Annotated in this window: 22 protein-coding genes and 1 pseudogene; 5 read left to right on the plus strand and 18 right to left on the minus strand. The window is 74.8% G+C overall.

Going from position 1 to position 22,516, the window contains the following annotated elements:
* Nucleotides 1-75 precede the first annotated feature (75 nt).
* Nucleotides 76-360: a hypothetical protein gene (locus V7E46_RS04035; protein WP_333767103.1), complete on the minus strand. Its 285-nt coding sequence runs from the start codon at nt 358-360 to the stop codon at nt 76-78.
* Here V7E46_RS04035 and V7E46_RS04040 point away from each other — a divergent pair.
* Nucleotides 290-679, plus strand: a complete 390-nt coding sequence (locus V7E46_RS04040) for a glycosyl hydrolase family 95 catalytic domain-containing protein (RefSeq protein WP_443053980.1) — start codon at nt 290-292, stop codon at nt 677-679. The two genes, V7E46_RS04035 and V7E46_RS04040, sit on opposite strands and share 71 nt — an antisense overlap.
* Nucleotides 680-757: 78 nt before the next feature.
* On the opposite strand, the gene V7E46_RS04045 is transcribed toward V7E46_RS04040, so the two are convergent.
* Together V7E46_RS04045 and V7E46_RS04050 are read right to left on the minus strand one after the other, a co-directional pair.
* Entirely contained in the window at nt 758-1,519 is a 762-nt protein-coding gene (locus V7E46_RS04045; RefSeq protein WP_333767105.1) for a hypothetical protein, read from the minus strand.
* Complete coding sequence (locus V7E46_RS04050; protein WP_333767106.1) at nt 1,516-2,427, minus strand: hypothetical protein; 912 nt, start codon at nt 2,425-2,427, stop codon at nt 1,516-1,518. Before V7E46_RS04050 ends, V7E46_RS04045 begins: the two co-directional genes overlap by 4 nt.
* 357 nt (nt 2,428-2,784) lie before the next feature.
* Here V7E46_RS04050 and V7E46_RS04055 point away from each other — a divergent pair, with 357 nt between their 5' ends.
* On the plus strand, nt 2,785-3,621 hold the full coding sequence (locus V7E46_RS04055) for an MOSC domain-containing protein (protein ID WP_333767107.1): 837 nt from the start codon (nt 2,785-2,787) through the stop codon (nt 3,619-3,621).
* Here the strand turns inward: V7E46_RS04055 and V7E46_RS04060 are convergent.
* Together V7E46_RS04060 and V7E46_RS04065 are read right to left on the minus strand one after the other, a co-directional pair.
* Nucleotides 3,618-4,055, minus strand: a complete 438-nt coding sequence (locus V7E46_RS04060; protein WP_333767108.1) for an ATP-binding protein — start codon at nt 4,053-4,055, stop codon at nt 3,618-3,620. The two genes, V7E46_RS04055 and V7E46_RS04060, sit on opposite strands and share 4 nt — an antisense overlap.
* Before the next feature lie 62 nt (nt 4,056-4,117).
* Complete coding sequence (locus V7E46_RS04065) at nt 4,118-5,623, minus strand: metallophosphoesterase (protein WP_333767109.1); 1,506 nt, start codon at nt 5,621-5,623, stop codon at nt 4,118-4,120.
* 172 nt (nt 5,624-5,795) lie between these two features.
* Between V7E46_RS04065 and V7E46_RS04070 the strand changes: the two genes are divergently transcribed.
* The 3 genes and pseudogenes from V7E46_RS04070 to V7E46_RS04080 all read left to right on the plus strand — a co-directional run bounded on the left by V7E46_RS04070 (nt 5,796) and on the right by V7E46_RS04080 (nt 8,764).
* Nucleotides 5,796-6,242 carry a type II toxin-antitoxin system PemK/MazF family toxin gene (locus V7E46_RS04070; RefSeq protein ID WP_333767110.1) on the plus strand — a complete coding sequence of 149 codons (447 nt, stop codon included), beginning with the start codon at nt 5,796-5,798 and terminating at the stop codon, nt 6,240-6,242.
* 243 nt (nt 6,243-6,485) lie between these two features.
* Nucleotides 6,486-8,120 (plus strand): ABC-F family ATP-binding cassette domain-containing protein, encoded by a 1,635-nt coding sequence (locus V7E46_RS04075; RefSeq protein WP_333767111.1) that lies wholly within the window; start codon nt 6,486-6,488, stop codon nt 8,118-8,120.
* Nucleotides 8,121-8,205: 85 nt separating this feature from the next.
* Nucleotides 8,206-8,764, plus strand: a pseudogene (locus tag V7E46_RS04080) (CGNR zinc finger domain-containing protein).
* 19 nt (nt 8,765-8,783) lie between these two features.
* Here V7E46_RS04080 and V7E46_RS04085 read toward each other — a convergent pair.
* The 13 genes from V7E46_RS04085 to hppD form a co-directional block, all read right to left on the minus strand.
* The gene (locus tag V7E46_RS04085) at nt 8,784-9,722 is read right to left on the minus strand and encodes an alpha/beta hydrolase (RefSeq protein WP_333767112.1); all 939 of its coding nucleotides are present in this window, start codon (nt 9,720-9,722) and stop codon (nt 8,784-8,786) included.
* A gap of 134 nt (nt 9,723-9,856) precedes the next feature.
* The gene (locus V7E46_RS04090; protein ID WP_333767113.1) at nt 9,857-10,597 is read right to left on the minus strand and encodes a 4'-phosphopantetheinyl transferase family protein; all 741 of its coding nucleotides are present in this window, start codon (nt 10,595-10,597) and stop codon (nt 9,857-9,859) included.
* Nucleotides 10,594-11,919, minus strand: a complete 1,326-nt coding sequence (locus tag V7E46_RS04095) for an aminotransferase-like domain-containing protein (RefSeq protein ID WP_333767114.1) — start codon at nt 11,917-11,919, stop codon at nt 10,594-10,596. Before V7E46_RS04095 ends, V7E46_RS04090 begins: the two co-directional genes overlap by 4 nt.
* The gene (locus tag V7E46_RS04100) at nt 11,916-13,028 is read right to left on the minus strand and encodes an alpha-hydroxy acid oxidase (RefSeq protein ID WP_333767115.1); all 1,113 of its coding nucleotides are present in this window, start codon (nt 13,026-13,028) and stop codon (nt 11,916-11,918) included. The genes V7E46_RS04095 and V7E46_RS04100 overlap by 4 nt, the downstream gene beginning before the upstream one ends.
* Entirely contained in the window at nt 13,025-13,945 is a 921-nt protein-coding gene (locus V7E46_RS04105; RefSeq protein WP_333767116.1) for a hypothetical protein, read from the minus strand. The genes V7E46_RS04100 and V7E46_RS04105 overlap by 4 nt, the downstream gene beginning before the upstream one ends.
* Before the next feature lie 2 nt (nt 13,946-13,947).
* On the minus strand, nt 13,948-14,244 hold the full coding sequence (locus V7E46_RS04110) for a phosphopantetheine-binding protein (RefSeq protein WP_329172134.1): 297 nt from the start codon (nt 14,242-14,244) through the stop codon (nt 13,948-13,950).
* 75 nt (nt 14,245-14,319) lie between these two features.
* Nucleotides 14,320-15,249, minus strand: a complete 930-nt coding sequence (locus tag V7E46_RS04115) for a 3-oxoacyl-[acyl-carrier-protein] synthase III C-terminal domain-containing protein (RefSeq protein WP_333767117.1) — start codon at nt 15,247-15,249, stop codon at nt 14,320-14,322.
* Nucleotides 15,246-16,709 (minus strand): condensation domain-containing protein, encoded by a 1,464-nt coding sequence (locus tag V7E46_RS04120; protein WP_333767118.1) that lies wholly within the window; start codon nt 16,707-16,709, stop codon nt 15,246-15,248. Before V7E46_RS04120 ends, V7E46_RS04115 begins: the two co-directional genes overlap by 4 nt.
* Nucleotide 16,710: 1 nt before the next feature.
* Nucleotides 16,711-18,336: a class I adenylate-forming enzyme family protein gene (locus V7E46_RS04125; RefSeq protein WP_333767119.1), complete on the minus strand. Its 1,626-nt coding sequence runs from the start codon at nt 18,334-18,336 to the stop codon at nt 16,711-16,713.
* Nucleotides 18,337-18,526: 190 nt separating this feature from the next.
* On the minus strand, nt 18,527-19,498 hold the full coding sequence (locus V7E46_RS04130) for an alpha-ketoacid dehydrogenase subunit beta (RefSeq protein ID WP_333767120.1): 972 nt from the start codon (nt 19,496-19,498) through the stop codon (nt 18,527-18,529).
* Nucleotides 19,498-20,475: a thiamine pyrophosphate-dependent dehydrogenase E1 component subunit alpha gene (locus V7E46_RS04135; protein WP_333767121.1), complete on the minus strand. Its 978-nt coding sequence runs from the start codon at nt 20,473-20,475 to the stop codon at nt 19,498-19,500. The genes V7E46_RS04130 and V7E46_RS04135 overlap by 1 nt, the downstream gene beginning before the upstream one ends.
* A complete protein-coding gene (locus V7E46_RS04140; protein ID WP_333767122.1) occupies nt 20,468-21,415 on the minus strand; it encodes a phytanoyl-CoA dioxygenase family protein in 948 nt (315 codons plus the stop codon). Before V7E46_RS04140 ends, V7E46_RS04135 begins: the two co-directional genes overlap by 8 nt.
* Entirely contained in the window at nt 21,415-22,503 is a 1,089-nt protein-coding gene (gene hppD, locus V7E46_RS04145; RefSeq protein ID WP_333767123.1) for a 4-hydroxyphenylpyruvate dioxygenase, read from the minus strand. The genes V7E46_RS04140 and hppD overlap by 1 nt, the downstream gene beginning before the upstream one ends.
* Nucleotides 22,504-22,516 lie beyond the last annotated feature (13 nt).

Consider the following 22,516-nt stretch of genomic DNA (forward strand, 5'->3'; position numbering starts at 1 on the left):
GGGGCCTCGTATGCCGCCCACCCGCAGGACTCCCGCCACCGGCCCCGCTTCTCGCAGGTCGTGCCGCGTCCCGCCTCAGCCGGCGGGCAGCGCCAAGCACTGGTTCGCACCGCCGTTGCAGTCCCAGATCTCCAGCTGGGTCGCGAGTGCCGGCCGGCGCCCCCGGCGGGCGGCGGCACATGCGGTCGCGGGCCGCGGGCCGCGGGCCAGCTTGCGCGTGCCGTCGATCGCGCGCAGGCGGCGGCGGGACAGCGACAGGATCCCGGTCTGGCAGGAGAAGCTCGACGACCTGCCGCCGTACCTCATCAACAACGACAGCGGCGCGCTGGCCGAGTGGGCGTGGCCGGACCTGGTGAACAAGAACAACTGCCGGCACCGGCATTCCAGCGGCCCGGTGCCGGTCCGGCCCTGCCGCGAGATCAGCGCGGAGAAGAACCCGGCCCGGTTCAAGGCCACCCGGGTCTTCCTCAGAAGAAGGGCGCGGGCGCCTACGAGAACGCCGGCCACGGGCTGCTGCACGGGGCGCCGCTCACCGCCGACCTGGACCGGGCCGACTCGGTCGGCGCGAAGCTGCTGCGGTTCGCCAAGGACGACTCCTACTGCAGCAGCATGGCCACCTCCCCGTACAACAGCCACAACGTCTTCGCCGCCGGCGTCGTCAACCCCATCCCCACCGTGATGATGGAGACGCTCGCCGCCACCCAGCCGGGCCGGGCCGGACGGCGCTGTGCGCCCGGGGCCGGGGCGCCGGCGCGGGTCAGACCGTGAGCAGGTCCGCGATCCGGTCGTGGACGCCGTCCTTGCCGTCCAGCCGGGTCGGCACCAGCCGGTCCGGGTGCTCCGGGTCGCGGGCGAGGACGTGCAGGCGTCCGTCGTGGCGGGCGAGGACCAGGTCGGTGCTCTGCCCGGCGATCTCCGCGGATCCCTGCGCGGTGTAGTGGGTGACGGTCACCAGCGCGGAGCGCCGGCACTCGGCGAGCAGGGTGTCGGCGTCCACCGTCCGCTCGTGCTCCACCGCGGAGCCCCGCGGCAGCCACTCGGTGAGCGTCCGGAGGGCCTCGTCGAGCGTGTACAGGCCGATCTGGTGCACACCGAGCGCGTCGATGCGCACCATCAGGCAGATCCGCTCCGGCTGCGGGAGCAGCAGGATCCGCCACGGCTCGCCCGCCTCCGTCCCGCTGGTACGGGCGTCGAGCACGATGCGGGCCCGCTGCTGGAAGGCCACGGCGATGCCCAGGTCCCCGCGCACCTGGACCTGCTCGCCCGTGGCGCCCGCCAGCAGCAGCTGCCGTGCCGCCAGGGACCTGACCGCCTCGGTGAGTTCGTCCTCCGAGGGCCGCGCTTCGAGGAAGTCCACGATCGCGTCCACCGCGGTCAGCTCGGCGATGGTGTACGCGCCGAGCAGCACAGGTCCTGTGTGCACCAGTTCCACCACGGCGGTGACCAGCCCCTGGGGCACGGCGGCCGCGCCCGGGTCCTGCGGTGCCTGTCCCGGGGTGCCGTGCTGTTCGTCGCTCACCGCCGGCCTCCCTTCGGCCATACGCCCGCCGCGGACGCCTCGTCGCGCCCCTGCTGGAGAACGGCGGCGGCACTGCGGGAGGGTGTCTCGGTGACCCACACCTCGGAATTGCCGAACAGCCCCCGCCCGGCCCTGCCGGACAGCGCCTGCCCCAGCTCGCCGGCCAGGTCGGCCCGCTCCGGGGGCGGGAAACGGGCCGCGAGTTCCCGCGATACGGAGGTGACGTCGTCGGACTCCTCGATCCGGCGCAGCGCCCGGGTCAGCGACCGCGCGACCGGCGGTGTCAGGGACGTCGGCACGGCCACGATCGGCGAGAGGTACATCGGGCGCCGCTCGGTCATCCGCGACAGGCCCCAGGGGCCGACGTTGCTGCCCGTGAAGCGGTAGACGACGTAGTCCATCAGGTGCCGCAGGTCGCCCAGGCTGGGCATTCTGCGCCCGCCGAACGCGGCGGGCGTCTTCTCCAGCTGCACCCAGGTGCCGTGCGCGGTACGCCCGTGCAGCTTCTCGCGCACCACGTGCCCGCGCATCCCGATGTCCGGGTAGAGCGTCTTGTCGATGTCGCGGTGGTGGCTGGACAGCCGGGGATGGCTGCCCTTGGCCGCGCGCCACTTCTCGTACAGGCCGGGGTCGTCCACCAGCACATGGCCGCCGCACAGCACGTCGTGCATCTGCGGCACCTGGAGGCCGCGCTCCTCCAGGTCGGCGAGGATCACCGACTCCTCGGGGCTGAGCCGGCCGACCGCGGCGATCAGCCCCCGGCGGTACTCCCCCGCGCGGGCGGTGATCTCGATGACGAGCCGGACCCGGGTGCGCACCTGATCGGCCTTGCGGGCGTCGGCGTCGGAGGGCGCCGCGCCGGCACGTCCGGCACGCCCGGCGAACGCCAGTGGGTGCTTGCGCTCCATCTGGCCAGTACAGCACGGCCGGCCCGGTCCCGCAGGGCGCCGCCGCCCGCGAGGGTCAGCGGCGCCGCCCGCGCAGCGTCCGGCCGGCGGCCAGGCCGAGCCCCGGGACGCGCAGGGCCAGGACCGCGAAGAGACGCGGAATTCCAGGTCGTGCCGGTGGCGCAGCCCTTCGTGCGCCACAGCTCGACCAGCCGCGCGCTGCACGAGGCCGACCAGTTCTCACACGACAGGCAACAGCCGCCGATCGGAAACCTGTCCGCGCGGTGAACTTGCGACGGTACGCCAACTGTACGTAATCATGGGTGGGATGCCTCCGTCCGTGCGGGTCGGGGACGGGTCCTGCGGAGGGGTGGCGGCGTGCTGGGAACGGTCGGGGCGCTGTGGCGCTATCCGGTCAAATCGATGCTGGGCGGACAGGTCGCCGCCGCGGCGGTGACCGTGCGCGGGCTGCCGGGAGACCGCGGCCTCGCAGTCGTGGACAGGGAGACGGGCAGGATCGCCAGCGCCAAGGCGCCGCGGCTGTGGCGGTCCCTGCTCGGCTGCTCGGCGGCGCTCGTGGACGGAGCCGTGAGGATCACCGGGCCGGACGGCAAGGAGCTGTGGAGCACCGACCCCGGTATCGACCAGGCCTTGTCGGCGCTGCTGGGCCGGGCCGTCACGCTGACCGGCACACCGCCGCCCGGGGCGGCGCTCGACCGGTCCAGGCCCGGGCAGGTCCTGCGGCGCGGGTCGGACGCCGAGGTCGAGGCGGATGTCGTCAGGTTCGGCTCCGCGTCCCCCGCGGGCACCTTCTTCGACTTCGCGCCCCTCCACCTGGTCAGCACCTCGACGCTGGACCGGCTGGCGGCACTGAGCCCGCGGGGCGTCGCCGAGGCGGAGCGCTTCCGCCCGAACATCGTGATCGAGCGGGCCGGCGCCGGTTTCGTGGACCACGAGTGGGTCGGCCGGGACCTGCGGATCGGCGACCGGCTCACGCTGCGCGTGATCGCCGCGACGCCCCGCTGCGCGGTGCCGACGCTCGCGCACGGCGGCCTGCCGCCGGACACCGCCGCGCTGCGTACCCTCGCCCGGCACAACCGCCTCCCCGCGATGGCGGGCAGCGACCCGGCGCCGTCCGCGGGGATCTACGCACAGGTGCTGTCCCCCGGCATGATCAGGCCGGGGGACAGCGTCCGTGTCCTGCCGCCCGCCTAGTGCGAATCGGCTCTGTCGGTCGCAGCCTTCGGCGGCCGGAAGCAGGCCGTGACCGTCTTGCCGTTCGGGCACGGGCGGGACTGCCAGGTGTCGGCGAGCGCGTCGATCAGCTGCATGCCGCGCCCGCCGAGCGCGTCGGGCGCGGGTACCCGGGGCCTGGGCAGCTCGGGCGACGAGTCGTGCACGCTGACGTGCAGACAGGTGCCGTCCCAGGTCAGCACCAGCTGCGCGGAACTGCGCGCGTGCCGGTGCGCGTTGGTGACCAGTTCCGACACCGTCAGCAGGATGTCGTCCACGGTCTCCGGCGCGCGCGTGGTCCAGCCCAGCGTGTTCAGATGCTGCCGGGTCCATTCGCGCGCCGTTCTGATCTCGCTGCTCAGGGGCAGCGAGCGGGCCCATCCGGTCGCCCGGATCAATGAGTAGTCGTCCGCCATGGCCCCCTCCAAGCAGTGTGGGTCGGTTCAGCCACGGGTACGCATGCCCGCATTACGCCGCTTCACAGCCCGATGGTGAAATCGTCCTCGACCGGCGGGTCCTCCTCGTGCTCCCGCAGCCCTGTCGCGGCGAAGCACCGCACCCGTATCGCGTCGGCGCGGACGTCGAGGCGCAGGAAGCTCTTGAAGAACGGCGGGCTGTAGGTGGCGCCGCCCGGCGACAGCACCTGGGTCAGCACCCGCCGTACCGGCAGCCTGATCCCGCGCCGGCCGCCGGCCGCGTGCGCCGCGACGCCGAGGACCGACGCGACGAACCGGGTCCGCAGCGTCACCCGGGCCGGGCCCGCCGCCGTACGCACCGGGGTGGAGCCCAGCCGCTTGGCCATCACCGCTGCCGCCTCGTCGGGGGTCAGCGCGAACAGCCGCCGCAGGTGGAGCTTGCGGCCGTAGAGGCGGCTGTAGAAGGCCAGCGAGTCGCCGCGCATCGGGTAGCAGCGGAAGTCGTCCTCGCCGACGCCCCCGACCGTGACCCGCGGGATGGTGTGGGTGGCGTGCATGAAGGCGCCGCCGCCGCCGGAGACGACGTATTCGATCCGCCGCCCGTCCACGTCCACCGGATAGTGCTGGTAGTTGTGGATGTCACCGCCTATCGCGGCCACGAAGCCGTGCGCGGGGTCGCGCACGATCTCGTCGACCGTGCCGCCGCCCCCGATCGCGCACGGGTGGTATTTGCCGTCGACGTATATCGGCGAGCCGGTCACCAGGATCTTCGGGCGCGGGCCGCGCGCCACCCGGCGCAGCCACTCGCCCTGCTCCCGGTCGATGTCGCCGAGCAGCCCGGTGTCGATGCCGATGATCCGTATCGGCCCGGTGTCCAGCGCCCAGTACGGACCCGGCTGCCGGGCCTGCTGGTCCGGTGCCGCGCGCAGTTCGCGCTCACGGTCCAGCCGCGCGTCGTCGGGGGTGTCGGAGGGCCGCCACAGCAGGCCGCGCCACCATGCCGCGGACAGCGTGCGCGGGCGGGGGCCCGGCGGCAGCGCGGGCGCCCGGCAGAAGACCCGCATGAAGCCGGTCAGGCCGTCGTACCAGTCGTGGTTGCCGGGTATCGCGTAGATCGGCGCCGGGTAGTCGCGGTACGGGCGGAAGAACTTCGTCCCGTACTCGTTGGCGCTGCCGACCGGGTAGAGGACGTCGCTGCACACCACCGCGAAGCGCGTGCCGGCGCCCGCCTTGAGCATGCCGGGCACCACCGCGTACTGCGGGTCGTCGCCCTCGCCGGTGTCGCCGAGCAGCAGGAAGGAGAATTCCGCCGGGTCCTGCCTGGTGATGACCAGGTCCCCGGTACCGGCGCCGTCCGCGGCCTGCGCTGCCACCCAGCGCTGCCGGTCGGCGCCGGTCGGGTCGCCGAACAGTGCGGCCAGCGGCCCGTTGCGGGCCTTCCAGAGGGTGGACGGGCGCAGCCACGACAGGTTGGCCACCTTCGGCGGCATCAACTCCCGGTACGCACCGGGCTCGTGGCCTTCCCAACCGGCGCCGGTCAGGGATTCACGGGAGGAGGAGGCGGGCATGGCGGGACTGTAGCAACGCCGCTGGGGCGTGTCCGGTGAACGGCGCCGCCGCGTACGTTGGCAGGTGCCGTGGTGGCCTGCGCCGCCGCGGGCCGCGGTGGATCCGCCCTGGGCGGGCACATGAGGAGGAGCGCCCCGGCCGCCGGGTGCGCGCGGACGAGGGAGTGGACCGTTGAGTGATTCGCTGTGGGTCGCGGTGGCCGCGGTGGCGCTGCTGGGCCTGGTCGCGGCCCTGGTCGAGGGCAGGGCCAGGACACGGCAGGGCCGCGAGGCGCAGGGCAGGGAGGGCGGCGGCGCGGGATCGGCGGGTCCCGGCGCACCGCGGCGCGGCGAGATCTGGTGGGCGGACGTGCCGTTCGCGGACGGCCCCGGCTCCAAGGACCGCCCGTGCCTGGTCGTCTCGGTGCGGGGACGGCACGCGCGGGTCGCCAAGATCACCTCGCAGTCCCACGAACGGCGCCCCGGCGTCGTCCCGCTCCCGCCCGGAACGGTGGACGACCCGGCGCGGCGGCGGAGCTACCTGGAAACCGCGGAGATGCGCCGTGTCCCCCTCTCCGCCTTCCGCAGGCGCGCGGGCAGCATCGACGCGGCGACCATGAAGAGCCTCAAGCTGTCCTGACGGCCGGCGCAGCACCGGGTGCCGGGGGCGCCCGCTTGCTACAGTTGCGCAGACGTTGATCGTTTGTGGAGGAGTCCGGACATGCTGGCGGACGACGACATCTCCGGGTGACACCCGGACCCGACCGGCCACCGGCCGGCGCTCATGGAGCGCCGCGTGGCCATGTCGGCGTTCCCGCGCATCCGATGTCCGCCACCGGGGGCAGAGGTGTTTCTCTGCGCCCTCTCCCATGAGGTCACCGTCATGTCCGACGCTTCCGTCGTGTGCTCGAACCTGTCCTTCGCCTGGCCCGACGACACCCCCGTCTTCCACGATCTGTCCTTCGCCCTCGCCGCCGGCCGCACCGGCCTGGTCGCGCCCAACGGCGCAGGCAAGACCACCCTGCTCAAGCTGATCGCCGGCGAACTGCGGCCCGGCGCCGGGTCGGTGTCCGTGGCCGGCACCCTCGGCCACCTCCCGCAGAGCCTCCCGCTGACCGGCGGCCCCACCGTCGCCGAGGTCCTCGGCGTGGCCGGGGTGATCCGGGCGCTGGACGCCGTCGAGTCCGGCGATGCGAGCGAGGAGCACTTCGCGGCCATCGGCGACGACTGGGACATCGAGGAGCGCACCCGCGCCCAGCTGGACCGCCTCGGCCTGGCGGACCTCGCCCTGGACCGGACGCTGAGCACGCTCAGCGGCGGCCGGATCGTCTCGCTCGGCCTGGCGGCCCAACTGCTCAGGCGGCCCGACGTCCTGCTGCTCGACGAACCCACGAACAACCTCGACCGCGACGCCCGGCACAAGCTCTACGACGTGCTGGCGGACTTCACCGGCTGCCTGCTGCTGGTCAGCCACGACCGGGCGCTGCTCGACCGCATGGAGCGCGTCGCCGAACTGAGTGGCGGCGAACTGCGCTTCTACGGCGGCAACTTCACCGCCTACGAGGAGGCCGTACGGGTCGGGCAGGAGGCCGCGGAGAAGAACGTCCGCACCGCCGAGCAGGACGTGAAGCGGGAGACGCGGGAGTTGCAGCAGGCCCGCGAGCGCGCCGAGCGCCGGGCGGGCAACGCGGCCCGCAATCTCAAGAGCGCCGGCCTGCCGCGGATCTTCGCCGGGAACATGAAGCGCGGCGCGCAGGAGTCCGCGGGCCGCGCGGGCCGGACGCACGCCGACCGGGTCGGCGAGGCCAGGGCGCGGCTGGACGAGGCGGGGCGCGAGCTGCGCGACGAGCAGCGCATCACGCTGGACCTGCCGGAGACCGCCGTGCCCGCGGGCCGCACCCTCTTCCTCGGCGAGCGGCTGCGGGTCCGGCTCGGCGGGCGGGAGGTGTTCGCGGGGCAGGGCGTCGACCTGACGGTACGGGGGCCGGAGCGCATCGCGCTGACCGGCCCGAACGGTGCGGGAAAGAGCACGCTGCTCCGCCTGGTCAGCGGGGAGGCGGACCCGGACGGCGGCGCGGTCAGGCGGGCCGGCGGGCGGATCGCCCACCTGTCGCAGCGGCTGGACCTGCTGGACCCGGACCGCACTGTCGCCGAGAACTTCGCCGCGTACGCCCCGGACCGGCCGGAGGCGGAGCGGATGAACCTGCTCGCCCGCTTCCTCTTCCGGGGCGCCCGGGTCCGTCTGCCGGTCGGGGCGCTGTCCGGCGGGGAGCGGCTGCGTGCCACCCTGGCCTGCGTCCTGTGCGCGGAGCCCGCCCCGCACCTGCTGCTGCTGGACGAGCCGACGAACAACCTCGACCTGCTCAGCGCGAGCCGGCTGGAGAGCGCCCTGAACTCCTACCGGGGCGCCTTTGTCGTGGTGAGCCACGACGAGCGCTTCCTGGAGGAGATCGGCGTGGCCCGGTGGCTGCGGCTGGCCGGCGGGGAGCTGACGGAGACGGGGCCGCCCGGGGTGTGAGCCGCGGGAATGTCCGCCCGGCCCGTGCCGCCCCGCGGGCCGGGCGGATCTTGCGGCACCGGTGATCACCCGCCAGAGTGGTGACGTGAACCTCGATCATGTCTTCGTGTGCGGCGACCCGGCGCTCGACTTCGCCGCGACGCTGCGCGCCCGCCGCTCGGCGCGGTTCGAGATGTTCGCGGCGCTTGACCGGCTGGACGCCTGGTACGTGCAGTCGGGGGTCGTCGACGCGATCTCCCCGGCCGGGCAGGACGACGTGGACCGGGCGACGGCCGTACGGGAGGCCGTCTACCGGCTGGTCACCGCGCGCCGGCTCGGCGAGGACTGCGACGGCGAGGCGCTGGCCCTGGTCAGCAGCGCGGCACGCGCCCCCTCCGCGGTGCCGCAGCTCACCGCGTCCGGCCGCTGGACGGCGGCGACACGCGGAGGCGCTGTCCGCGGTCGCGCGGCACGCCGTCGAACTGCTGAGCGGGCCTGACGTGCCGCTGCTCAAGGAGTGCGGCAATCCCGAGTGCACCCGTGTCTACCTCGACCGGTCCCGCGGCACGCGGCGGCAGTGGTGCGGTATGGAGTCCTGCGGCAAGAAGTTCGAGGCCGCCGCCTACCGCGCCCGCAGGAGGAGCACGGCGGTCGCGGCCGGCTGACGCTTCGGGCCGCGCCGGCTCAGCTCGGCTCGAAGCGCCCCCGCAGGTAGTCCGCCGCCTGGCGGTTCGCGGTCCTGGCGGCGTCCACCGTGCCGGCCATCGCGAAGAAGCCGTGGGCCATGCCCAGGTAGCGGTTGAGCTGCACGGGCACTCCGGCCTCGGCGAGCCGCCGGGCGTACGCCTCGCCCTGGTCGCGCAGCGGGTCGTACTCGGCGGTGATGACCAGCGCCGGGGGCAGTCCGCTCAGGTCGTCCGCCCGCAGCGGTGAGGCCAGCGGGTCGGCGGCGTCCGCGCCCGGGGCCAGGTAGTGACGGGCGTACCAGGCCACCGAGTGGTGGTTGAACAGCCACGGGTCGGCGTTGTCGCGCATCGACCCGTCGTCGGCGAGCTGGTCGGTGTTGGGGTACACCAGGAGCTGGGCGGCCAGCGGGAGGTCGCCGGCGGCGCGGGCGAGCAGGGTCACCGCGGCGGCCAGATTGCCCCCGGCGCTGTCGCCGCCGACCGCCAGCCTGGCCGGGTCGGCGCCGAGGTCGCCCGCGCACTCGGCGACCCAGCGCAGGGCCGCGTGGCAGTCGTGCACCGCCGCGGGGAACGGGTGCTCGGGGGCGAGCCGGTATCCGACGGTGACGACCAGGCAGCCGGCCTCCGCGGCCAGGGTCCGGCAGAGCACGTCGGCGGTGTCGATGCTGCCGAGAGTCCAGCCGCCGCCGAAGTAGTAGAGCAGCGCGGGCAGCGGCCGCTCGGCGCTGGGCCGGTAGACCCGGGCCGTCAGCTTGCCGCCCGGTCCTGGGAAGCGCCGCTCGGTGACCTCGTACAGCGGGCGCGGACTCCCGCCCGCCGCCTGGATCGCGGCGAGGTCGGCGGCGCGGGCCTCTTCCACTGAGAGCGCGTACAACGGCGGCTGCCCGCCGCGGACGCGCAGCTCGCGCAGGGCCTGGATCTGTGGGTCGAGCGGCATGCCGTTTCCCTCCGGGTCGGTGGTGGGGCGCTGGCGCGGTCGTAGGGGCTGCGGCGGTACGGGCGGTACGGGCGCCTGGACGGCTCGGCGCAGGCGGCGGGCCGATATGCCGGACGTCGGCCGGTCCCTGCGGGTCAGGGAGGTGGGGGGCCGGGCCAGGTCCAGCGGTGCCAGGCCACCCGGAAGCCCGCGCGGTCCACCAGGGCGACGGCCGCGCGGTAGCCGGGGGGCGCGGCCACGTCGGTGATGCGGTAGCCCTTGGACCAGGCGTCCTCGGTGCGGTGGGCCGCGGTCGGGGCGGCGCCGGTGACCTGGATCCGCAGCCCCTGGGCCAGCCGGCCGCCGTGCGCCTTGACCAGGGCCTCCTTGCGGGCCCAGAGCCGGGCGAACCGTTCGGCCCGGTCCTCGGCGTCCGGGGCCGCGCCGACGAGCCGGGCCTCCGCCGGCAGGAAGTAGCGGTGCGCCATCGCCGCGGCGTCCACCTGCGGCCGTACCTGCTGGACGTCCACGCCCACCCGGCGCGACCGGGTGACCGCGACCATGGCGATGCCGCCGGAGTGCGAGAGGTTGACCTGCGCGCCGCGCCACCGGCCGGCCAGCTCGGGTTTGCCGTGCGGACCGGACGTCCAGCGGATCTGCCGGGGCGGCGCTCCGAGCTGCCCGGCGACGATGTGGCGGACGGCGCCGTGCGCGACGATGAAGCGGCGCCGGTCCTCGTCCGAGCGGTAGCTCTCGGCCCGCAGCCGCTCACCGGCGTCGAGGACGGCGAGCAGGGCCGCGAGCACGCGTTCCGACCGCTGGTCGGGCACCAGCCACACCTGGACCACGTCCCCGGACCCGGCCCCGCCCGGTGGCGGTGGCGGTGGGCCGCTCATCGCGGCACCTCCGGGTCCGCCCGGTCCCTGACCAGCTCGGCCAGCCGGCGTACGCCCTCCTCGATCCGCTCCGGCGGCAGGGCGCTGCACGACAGCCGGATCGCCCGGCGGCCCCCGCCGCCGGACCGGCTGGCGTAGAAGAAGCTCATCGGGGTCCACAGCACCCCGTAGTCGCGCCCGGAGATCTCCAGCAGGTGCCCGTCCGCGGTCAGCGGGACGTCGAGCACGGCGAAGAAGCCGCCGGCGGGCGTGTTCCAGCGGACCCTCGGGTCGCCGCCGAAGGACCGCTCCAGCGCGGCCAGCAGGGTGCGCAGATTGCCGCGGTAGAAGGCGGTCTTCGCCTTGCCCGCGGCCCGCAGGCTGCAGCCGGCCTCCACCAGGAAGCCGCCGATGACCGCCTGCGCGACCGGCGAGGTGTTCACCGTGAGCAGGCTCTTGACCGTGGACAGCTCCTCCGCGAGCAGGGTGCGCCGGCCGTCCGCGGCGACCACCGTCTGGTCGGCGACCAGGAAGCCCACCCGGGCGCCGGGGAAGCAGGACTTGGCGAACGAGCCGAGGTAGACGACCCGCTGCCCGGTGTCGAGCGCCTTGAGCGTCGGCCGGGGCTCGTCGTCGAGGCCGAACAGCCCGTACGGGTCGTCCTCCAGGATCAGCAGGTCGGCCTGCGCCGCCACCTCCAGCAGCCGGCGCCTGGCGGGCACCGGCATCGAGGCGCCCGAGGGGTTGGCGAAGCTCGGCACCAGGTAGAGCGCGCGCGGGCGCCGCCCGGTGGCCCTGACGGCGTCCGCCACGGCCCGCACCGTCTCCGGGTCGAGTCCGTCGGCGGACTCGGGGACCGGCACGACCTCGATGCCGAGCAGCCGGGCCGCACCGGTGAGGCCGACGTAGCCGGGTTCGACGGCCAGCACCACGTCGCCGGGTCCCGCGCACAGCCCGCGCAGGGCGATGACCATGGCCTCCTGGCAGCCGGTGGTGACCATGACCGCCTGCTCGGGCACCTCGATGCCCTCGTCCACCAGGAGCATCCGGGCGATCAGCGCGCCGAGGTGGCCGTTGGTCCTGCCGTACTGGAGCAGCTGGCGCTGCCGCTGCTCGGGGCCGAGGCCGAGTCCTTCCAGGTGGGCCAGGTAGCTGCGCAGGTATCTGTCCAGGTCGTCCGTGCTGTGGAAGCCGTCGTAGGGGCGTCCCGCGGCCAGCGGGACGGCGTCGGGGAAGCGGGCGGCGACCTCGTTGAGGAAGTTCATCGACGCCGACTCCGGGTCGGACACCGACTCGTGCAGTTCCTCGCGGGCCAGCTCCACCGCTGCGCTGTCCATCGTCATCCCTCCGTCCTCAGTACCGCCGCCGACCGGTCGATCGAGGCGAGGTCGGGGCGTCCGGTGAGCGCCATGGTGTGGGCCAGCTCCTCGGTCGCCAGGTCGAGCACCGCGGCCACTCCCGCGGCGCCGTCCGCGGCCAGGCCCCACAGGACGGGGCGGCCCAGCAGGACCGCGCGGGCGCCCAGCGCGAGAGCGGCGAAGGCGTCGGTGCCGCCGCGCACCCCGCCGTCGAAGAGCACCGGGCAGGCGTCCCCGACCGCGTCCGCCACCTCGGCCAGCGCGTCCAGGCTCGCCGCGGCGCCGTCGAGCTGCCGGCCCCCGTGGTTGGAGACGATGACCGCGTCGGCGCCGTGCCGTACGGCGAGGGCGGCGTCCTCGGCGGTGAGGATGCCCTTGAGCACCAGCGGCAGGTCGCTGCGCGCCCGGAGCCAGGCCAGGTCGGACCAGGTCACCGACGGGTCGACGGCCTCCGCGGCATGGGCGGCCAGGGCCGAGCGCCCGGCGCCGGCGCGGTGGGCGGACGCCGTCTCGGCCGGGTCGAGGTTGGCGGCGCGGATGCCGGGGCCGAGCGCGAAGCCGTTGCGCGCGTCGCGGTGGCGGCGGCCCAGCCGGGGCGCGTCCACGGTCAGGACGACCGCCCGGCAGCCCGCGGCGGCGGCGCGTGCGACCAGGCCGGCCAGCACCTCGCGGCGGCGCAGCCAGTAGACCTGGATCCACAGCGGCCCGGTGGCCGCGGCGGCGATGTCCTCCAGGGTGCGGCTGGCGTAGATGCTGACCACGTACAGCGCGCCTGCCGCGCCGGCGCCGCGGGCGGTGGCGACCTCGCCTTCGGGGTGCGCCAGCCGGTGGTAGGCGGTGGGCGCGACGCCCAGCGGTGTGCCGAGCCGGGAGCCGAGGACTTCGGTGCCGGTGCGGCAGTGCGAGACGTCGACCAGCACCCGGGGGCGCAGCGTCACCCGGCCGAAGGCGCGCCGGTTGGCGTCGACCGTCCGCTCGGTCTCGGCGCCGCCCTCGATGAAGTCCCAGACCCGGTCGTCGCCGAGCCGCAGCCGCGCCGCGTGCCGGTAGTCCTCGACGCTCGCGGGCGGCGCCTGCGGCCCGGGGGCGGTCATCGCAGCCGCCCGCGGGCCGCCGCGAGGGCGTCGGGACGCACCTCGGCACCGACGTCGAAGACCGCGAGCGACAGCGCCCCGGTGTCGTGGTCGGCCAGGACCAGGCGGCACGGCTCCGCGGGCGGCTCCGCCAGTTCGCCGGCCAGCTCCCACCACACCCCGGTGCCCGGGCGGCCCGGGTCGGCGGCCCGCACGTGCCGCACCCCGGCGGGCGCCGGGGTGCCGGCCGCCAGTGCCGCCCCGAGGACGGCGGTCACAGGGCCGGGTCCGCCGCCGAGCGCGGCGCATTCGGCGGCGAGCGACGCGGCGGAGGACCGGGCGCGGGTGACCACGGGGCCGAGGCCGACCGAACGCTCCCCCGGCCGCTGCTCGCCGAACAGCAGCGCCACACCGCTTGCCGCGGCCGGCAGCGCGACCGGGACACGCGGGTCGTAGGGCAGCGCGGGCTGTTCGACCACCAGCAGCAGCGCGCGCGGAAGTCCGGCGCTGCCGGCGTACGCGCGGATCAGGCGCAGCGCGGTGAAGGCGCCGGCGCCGCCCTGGTCGCTGACCGCGAACGCCATCGGGCCGCCGGGGCAGACATGGCTCAGCATGGTCGTCGTGGCGCGTCCCGGGGTGATGTCGGGGACGCAGTAGGCCAGGACGAGCAGGTCGACGGACTCGCCCTCGGGGACGGCCAGCCGGATCAGCGCCTCGGCCATCTCGCCGTACGACTGGCCGCCGCGCTCCAGCGCGCCCGCCTCCAGGCCGAGGCCGTAGGGGCGCAGCAGGTCGGTGAGGTAGATCCGCAGCCGCCCGGTGTGCCGGGGGTCGCCGGCGAGGGCCGCGGAATCGGGGAACGCCAGGCGCACGGCGCGGCGGACTCCCCAGTCGGCGGGGACCCGGTCGCCGGGGCGGTGTGGCACGAAGGTGCGCATCGTCACTCTTCCGTGAGCAGGTTTCCCGCGACGTAGTCGGCGAGCGAGCCGACCGTGCCGAAGTCGTCGCGGCCGAGTTCCTCGACGCTGATCTCCAGGTCGAGGCGCTCCTCCAGCTCCAGGACGAGTTCGAGGCCGGTCGTCGAACTCAGCCCGAGGGCGTCCATCAGCGCGGTGTCGGCGGTGGTGCCGGTCACCTCGCGCTTGAGGACCCGCGGCAGGAGGTCGCAGATGCTGTCGACCAGCTGATCGCGCAGCGCCGGGTCGATCGCGGTCGGGGCGGTGTCCTGCTCCGTCATCGGTGGTCCTTTCGGTGCGGGGGTGCGGGGGTGCGGGGCGCGCCGGAGCCGGTCCTTACGGCCGCGGCGGGGTGGTCAGTGCATGAGGGCCATCGCCGAGAAGGTGGCGCCGCGCCCGGCGCCGGCGGCGGCCATCACGTACGGCTCTCCCCGGCGCAGCAGCCCCCGGCTCCGCGCGGTGCGGTAGTTGATGAAGCTGTCCGCGCAGAAGACGTGCCCCGTGCTCGCCACGTTGTCGAGCAGGACGCGTTCGCGGGGGTAGCCCAGGGTGCGGCAGACCTGGTGCCAGGCCACGCGGTTGACGTTGTGCGGCAGGATCAGGCCGACCTCGTCCATCGTCAGCCCGGCCCGTGCGACGGCGGCCCTGATGGCGTCGGCCAGCGCTTCGGCGTACACCCGCTGGAATTCCAGGGCGGCCTCGTGCGCGTCGGTGTCGAACTCGCCGCGCAGATCGGTGGCGTAGGACAGCAGCCGGTCGCGGTCCCCCGACGCGGCGACCAGGCAGGCCGAGGCGCCCTCGCCGAAGAAGGACGTCTCGGGCACGAGCTGGGCCTCGCCGGTGAATGCCTTCTCACCGGCCAGCACCAGGGCGAGGCCGTCGGTGTCGCCGTCGGCGGCCAGCAGCCGTCCCGCGGCGTCCACGGCCAGCAGGCCGGAGGCGCAGGCGTGGTGGCCCACCGCGAAGACGGCCGCGTGGCCGAGGCCGAACTCCTCGCACAGCTCGCTGACGGGGTCGAGCGGGTAGGGCACGGCGGTGGGGAAGGTGCGCGCGTGCAGGACGTAGCGGACGCGGTGCTCCTGTCCGCGCAGCGGTTCGAGCAGCGCGACCGCGCCCCGGAGCAGGTCGAGCAGGCCGCCCCGCGGGTCGCGGGCGACCTCGCCGAGCCGGTGGTAGCGGCGGAAGATCTTGATCTGCATCTCGGACAGCCCCAGCCGCCGGGCCGGCTCCTCGATCGGCACCCGGTCGCCCGGCAGGTAGGCGGCCACCGCCATCAGCGCGGTCACCGGGCGGTGCCCGCGGGCACCGCCGGGGCCAGCGCCGCCTCGACGGCTACCGCCTCCCACGCGCGGGCGAGCGCCTCGGCCTCGGCGGGAGAGATGAAGTGGGTGTCGATGCGGATCTCCAGCCGCAGGCCCTCCGGGACGTCCTCGGCGGTGACGAACAGCCGCTCAGCGGGGATGTCGTGCCGGGCGGTCCAGGTGAAGGTGCTCCCGGCCGGCGCCGTCCGCAGCGTCCGCGCCAGCTGCTCGGCGGTCATGTCCTGGCCGTCCGGCGGCGGCAGGTGCGCGCTGCGGTCGTTGAAGAAGCAGCCGACCTCGACGTCCTCGCCGCGTTCCCGGGAGACGCGGGCGGTCAGCTCGCGCAGCCGCTCGGGGTGGAAGTAGGCGTGCTTGTAGGCGGACAGGGTGGCGCTCCCGGCGCGTTGGACCGCCTCCTCGACGGTGGCGTCCTCGACGTCCAGGAGGCAGCCGCCGGCCTGGGCGACCATGCACACCACGTCGGCCAGGCCCGGCCGGAAGCGGTTGTTGACGACCGGCCGGACCGCCACGGGGCTGATCCCCGTGGTCCGGTGCAGCGCGACCGCGAACAGCGCCAGCAGGACGGTGGTCATGGCGGCGCCCGTTCGCGCGGCGATCACCGGCAGGGCCGCCGTCAGCGCCGGGGAGCGGAAGTCGGCGTCCCAGTGCCGCGGGCTGCGCGGGTCGCTGGGGCCGGGCAACTGCCGGGCGGGGACCGCCCGCAGGACGCTCTCCCAGTAGCGCAGCGCCCTGTCGTTCTGCCGCTGCCCCGCCGGTGAGCGCTGCCACCTGGCCTGGTCGAGCTGCTGGAGGCCGGCGGCGGGCGCGGTCTGCCTGGCCCGCACCTCACGGAGCATCAGGGCGCCGCCCAGCGCGTCGGTGACCAGGTGGTGCATGACGGTGACCAGGTGGGTGGGCAGGCCGTGCTTGCGCACCGCGCCCATCCGGACCGGCCAGTCGTCCGCGTAGTCGAAGACCGTACGGCGGTAGTGCTCCTCGACCGCGGCGGCGACATCGTCCGGATCATCGCCGTCGGCAGCGTCGTAGACCTCGAGGACGGTCCGGCCCGTGGCGAACAGCTGCTGGGTGGGCCGGCCCCGGTCGTCGAACCGCAGCCGGGTGCGCATCGAGGGGAAGCGGCCCATCAGATAGCGCAGTTCCTCCGCCAGTCCTGCGAGGGTCGTGCCCGCCTCCAGCGGGGCCCGGCCGCCGATCGGCAGCGCGCTGCGCTGGCCCTGCATCGCGTGCCAGATCTCCCACATCCCCCACGACATCTCGTCCACGCCCGAGCCCTCCCCCGCGAAGTCGACCGCCACCCGCTCGGTGAGCTCGGGTCCTGCGGCCCGCGCCGCTCCGCGCCGGGTGGCCTCGGGCGTCGCGGCCTGTCCCGCCGCATGCCCGGTGGCCTCGGCCGCCGCAGCCTGTCCGCCGTCCTGGCCGGCCATGTCAGACCGCCGCCGTCTGGGCGCGGTGCCGCTGGCGCATCAGGAACTTGCGGACCTTGCCGGTCGGGCCGACGATCAGGTCGGCCTCGGAGACGACCACGACGCTGCGCAGCGTGGCCGCGGCGGCGTCGGTCAGCGCGGCACGCACCGCCGCCGTACGGTCGGCGCCCGGGTCCGCGGTGGCGTACAGCGCGAGCAGGACGTCGGTGACCACCCGGCCGCCGACCTCCATCGACACCACCGTGCAGTCGTGCACGTCGGGGCAGCCGGCGAGGATGCGCTCCTCGGTCATGGCCGTGTAGAGCCACTCGCCGCCGAGGTCGACGGCGTCGACCGCCCGGTCGACGTGGAAGTAGTAGCCCTCCTCGTCGCGGTACATCAGGTCGCCGGTGAGGTAGTAGCCGCCCAGCCGGTTGCGGTAGGTCGCGGACGAGTCGTTCCAGTAGCCGGGGGCCAACGTCGGCGCCTTCAGCCCCAGCTGGCCGACCTCGCCGACCGGGACCTCCCGCCCGGTGGCGGTGTCCAGCAGCGCCACCTCGGCGAAGCCGTGCGGCACACCGACGCAGCGCCCGTAGCGCTCGGTGTCCTTGCTGTGGGTGATGTGGAAGGCGGAGTGGCCCATCTCGGTCGAGCCGAGGCCGTCGACGAAGCGGGAGCCCGGCGTACGCCGTACGCCCTCGCGGGTGGCGGTCTCGCGCGAGCCGACCGCGACGAGGCGGCGGATGTGCGGTTCGTGCGCGCAGTCGCCGGTGTTGAACCACAGCGACACCGAGTCCAGGTCCCGGGTGCTCAGGTCCTGCCGGGCCAGCTGGGTCCAGGTCGCGGCGAAGCCGAAGACCCCGGTCGGCTTCCAGCGCTCGATGGCCCGCACCACCGCGTCGCCGTCGTTCTGGGTGGACAGGAACAGCAGGTCGCTGCGGAAGCACAGGGCCATGTTCAGCGCGGAGATGCCGGCGGCGTGCGCGGCGGGCAGCGCGCTGAGGATCCGCTCGGCGCCCCGGGCGCGCGGCGCCGACAGCCGGAAGAGCCGGGTGGCCGCGAAGAGGCTGCCGTTGGAGTGCACCACCGCCGCGGGCATCCGGGTGGTGCCCGACGAGTGGGTGATGGCGATCGGGTCGTCGGGGTGGTGGCGGTACGCCGCGGGCGCCTGCGCCGGGTCCCCGGTGCCGGCCTCCGCCGCGTCGGCGTGGACGGCGAGGCCGAGGTCCTGGCCGGCCAGCCGCTCGCGGTGCTCCTGGTCGGTCACCAGGCCGACACCGCGCAGCCGGCGGATGTACTCGGCGGCGATGTCGCCGGGTATGTGCGGGTTGACCAGCGCGGGGATCGCGCCCAGCCAGGTCAGGGCCAGGAAGTTCAGCAGGCAGTCGGCAGAGGCCGACACGTGGACGGCGACCGGGTCGCGCGGGCCGATGCCCCGCGCGTGCCACCAGGCCGCCCTGGCGGCCACGCGCTCGCGGAGCCGGCCGAGGGTCAGCTCCTGCCACGCCGGGTGCCCGTCGACGGGGACGTCGAAGGTGGCGCCTGGGCCTTCGGGGTCGGCCCCGTGCTCGAAGAGCCTGGGCAGCACGTTGCCCGCGCCCAGTTCCGGGTCGGCGGCCAGCCGCGCGCGGATGTTGGTGCCGTTCACAGCGTTTCTCCTTCGTCTCGCCTGGTCCTGGTGCGGGCCGGCTGCGCGGCCGTGGCCGGGGCCGGCTGCGTGGTGGGGGTGCGGGCCGGTCGCCGGGCGGCGGCGGGGGCCGGCCGCGTGGCGCCGTCAGGACCCGGCCGCACGATCGCGGCGCGGACCGGCCGCACGGCCGCAGGGCGCGGGCCGGCCGTCATCCGGCACCGGCCGTCTTCTCGACCGCCGCCCGCAACTGGGCCCGGGTGGGCTGGCAGGCGAGGTCCAGCTCGCGGGCGAAGGGCAGTACGGCGCCGTCCGGCCGGGTGATCCGCCGGGGCGGTGCGATCAGCCGCATCTCCTCGGCGGCCGTGGCGAGGATCTCCGCGCCGATGCCGCACGACCGGTTGGAGTCGTCCACCACGACCAGCCGTCCGGTGCGCTCCAGCGAGGCGGCGAGCCCCTGCCAGTCGAAGGGGTAGAGCGAGCGCGGGTCGAAGACCTCGACGGAGATCGACCCGGCCAGGTCCTCGGCGACTGCCAGCGCGTCGTGCACGAGATGCCCCACCGCCACCACCGTGACGTCGGTGCCCGCGCGGTGGACCCGGCCCACCCCGAGCGGCACCGGGGCGAGGTCAGCGAAGTCGACCAGCTCGCGCAGGCCCAGCGCACCGGACGGCGCGAAGACCACGACCGGGTCGTCGTCCCGGATCGCCGTCACCAGCAGGCCGTAGGCGTCCGTCGCGGTCGCCGGCACCACGGTCTTCACACCGACATGCGCGAACAGGCTGTACGGGTGGTCGGAGTGCTGGCCCGCCCAGCTGTCCCGCGAGCCGGAGCCGGGCAGCAGATAGGTCACCGGCACCCGGGTCTGGCCGCCGGTCATGAGCGAGAACTTGTGCGCCTGGTTGGCGATCTGCTCGAAGACCAGGAAGAGCAGCGCCGGGATCTGGAACTCCACCAGCGGGCGCATCCCGGCCATCGCCGCGCCGGTGGCGAAGCCGGTGAACGCCTGCTCGGAGATCGGCGTGTCCAGCACCCGGTCCCTGCCGAACCGGCGCAGCAGGCCGGCGGTGGCGTAGCTGACGGCCACACCGACGTCCTCGCCGAGCACGCAGACGGCCGCGTCGCGCTCCATCTCGTCGCCGATCGCGCGGTTCAGCGCCTTGAGGTAGGACAGGTTCGGCATCAGAGCGCCCCCGCCCTGGCGCGCATCCCGGTGGCGTAGAGGTGGTCGAGGGCGGTGGCCGGGTCGGGGTGCGGGCCCGCGAGCGCGAACCGTACCGCCTCGTCGAGCCGGGCCGCGGTCTCCGCGTCGATCGCGGCGCGGGTGGCCGCGGGGATGCGGGCGCCCTGGATCTCCAGCGGGTCGCGGGCCTTCCCCTCGGCGACCTCCTCGTCCGTGCGGTAGCGGGGGCGCGCGGTGTGCTCCCAGGTGTGGTGGGCGTCGAAGCGGTAGGTGGCGCACTCCAGCAGGGAGGGCCCCCCGCCCGACCTGGCCCGCGCGACGGCCTCGGCTGTCGCGTCCAGGACCGCCTGCGGGTCCATCCCGTCCACGGTGGACGCGGGGATGCCGAAGGCCGCGGCCCGCCCGACGACCGAGCCGGCCATCGTGTCGGCGGGGCGCATCGAGGTGGCGAAGCCGTTGTTCTCGCACACCAGGACGACCGGCACCCGCCACAGCGCGGCCAGGTTGAAGGTCTCCAGGACCACGCCCTGGCTGACCGCGCCGTCGCCGAAGTAGGCGACCGCGACCCGGTCGGAGCCGGCCCGCCGGAAGGCCCAGGCGGCGCCGGTCGCGATCGGCACGGCGGCGCCGACGATCGCGTCGGCCCCGAGGATTCCCACGCCGAAGTCGGCCGCGTGCATCGAGCCGCCCCGCCCGCGGTTGAGCCCGGTGGTGCGGCCCGCCAGCTCGGCCATCATCCGGGCCGGGTCGGCGCCCTTGGCGAGCACATGGCCGTGCCCCCGGTGGGTGCTGGTGATCACGTCGTCGGGACGCAGCGCCGCGCAGGTCCCGGCGGCGACCGCCTCCTGCCCTGTGCAGGGGTGGATGCCGCCGCGGATCACACCGGTACGCACCAGGGCGACCGCCCGCTGCTCGAAGCCCCGGATCAGGCTGACGGTCCGGTAGAGGCCGACCGGGTCGGCGGCCGGTTCAGCCACGGCGGGCCGGCCGGTCGGCGCGCCAGATCACCGGGCAGTAGGCGGGGTCGGCGTAGTCGGGGCGGCCGTCCGGCAGCCGCCGGACCAGGACGTCGTGGTTGTACGCGGCCTCGCTGCCGTCGCTGAGCGGGAACCTGCGGTATTCGTTGCCGCCGTCCTGGAGGTGGAAGGAGACCGCGCGGCGCGGCCGGTCGCTGCGGTTGGGGCCGCTGCCGTGGTAGGTCAGGCAGTGGTGGAAGCTCATGTGCCCCTTGGGGATCACCAGCGGCACCTTGCGGATCTCGGCGCCGTTGTAGGCGGCGTTCTCGGCGAGGACCCGCTCCAGGTCGCTCTTGTCGCGCTCGGCGAAGTGCTTGGTCATCGAGTCCTCGCGGCCGGTCTCCTTCCACAGGTGGCTGCGGTCGACGACGGTGAGGGTGCCCATCTCCTCGTCGCAGTCGTGGAAGGGGATGAACGCGGTCAGCATCCGCTCCGAGGTGGACGTGGACCAGTAGTGCTTGTCGAAGTGCCAGGGCACGATGTTGCTGGGCTCGCCGCTGACCGCCGGTTTCAGGATCAGCGTCGACTGGAAGACCCGGATCTCGTCGGCTCCGGCCAGCCGGGCGGCCACCGCGCCGATCAGCGGCTTGCGCAGGATGCGGGCGAGCGGGTCGCTCTCCACGTGCACGTAGTCGTTGTGGCGCTGGACCGGTCCGTCGGAGGGCTGCCAGGCCGCCAGCCGCGGCGGGCGGACCGGCAGCGTACGGCTGCGCTCCCCCGCGTAGTAGCGCTCGCTGGCGGCGACCAGCTCGTCCACCTCCTCGTCGGCCAGCAGCTTCTTGGTCAGGTACCAGCCGTGCCGGGCGTAGAAGGCGACGTCGTCGTCGTCCGGCAGCAGCGCGGCCTCCGCGTCGGTGAGGGCGAACCGCGGGTCCTGTGCGGAGTCCTGGGCAGTGGTCATCACAGGCCCGCCTGCGTGGTCTGGCGCACGGCGGCGAGTTCGCGTTCCTTGGCCTCGTACAGCGCGGGGATGTTGCTGGTGCCGAAGGTGCGGGCGCCGTGCCGCTCGATCAGCTCCCAGAAGAAGGTCCGCCGCACATGCAGGGACTTGGCGAATATCTGGTACATCTGCCCCCAGTGGTCGCGGTCGACCAGGATGCCGCGCGGGCGCAGCCGGTCCACCGGCAGGTCGACGGCGCCCAGCCGCCCGTCCAGCGAGCTGTAGTAGCTGTCGGGGGTGGGCGCGAAGCCGACGCCCCGGTCGCCGAGCGTGTCGACGGCGGCCACGATGTCGTGGCTGCTCAGCGCCAGGTGCTGGACGCCGGGGCCGCGGTGCCAGGCGAGGAAGTCGTCGATCTGGCCGGGCGAGTGGGTCAGGTCCGGCTGGATCAGCGTGAGCGTGGCGCCGCCGCCCGGGCTCTGCACCACCTGCGAGAACATGCCCTGGCCGCCGACCTCGATGTACTCCTCGAAGATCAGGTCGAAGCCGAACGCCGAGTGGTAGAACCGCGTGGTCGCCTCCAGGGTCCCGGGCTCCAGGCAGACCGCGGCGTGGTCGATGGTGCGCAGCAGCTCGGGTTCGGCCGGCGGCCTGCCGTCCAGCATCTCGATGGCGCCGGGCAGGAACTCCCCTTCGGCGCCGTGCCGTTCGACCAGCCGGTGCACCACGTCGCCGAAGCCGGAGACGGTGGCCGTCACGACCGACGCGCCGCCGCCGGAGTACGTCCGCGGTGCCTCGATCGCCGCCGCGCCGCCCGCCACCGAGCCGGTCCAGGCGGCCTGCGTGTCGTGCGTGCGGAAGGCGATCACGGCCACCCCGTCGCCGTGCCGTGACACGTACTGCACGGCGGGGTGGTCGGGCAGCAGGCCCGAGGTCAGCAGCACCCGGCAGTCGCCCTGTGCCAGCAGCAGGCTGCGCTGTCCGGCCATGCCCGTCTCGGGTCCGCCCTGCCCGCAGAGGCGGAAGCCGAACGCGGAGCACAGGACGAACGCCGCCTGGCTCGCGTCGCCCACGTAGAACTCGACATGATCGATGCCGAGGTAGTCCATTGCCGCTCCTTCG

The sequence above is a fragment of the Streptomyces sp. IBSBF 2435 genome, from assembly GCF_036815005.1.
Lineage (GTDB): Bacteria > Actinomycetota > Actinomycetes > Streptomycetales > Streptomycetaceae > Actinacidiphila.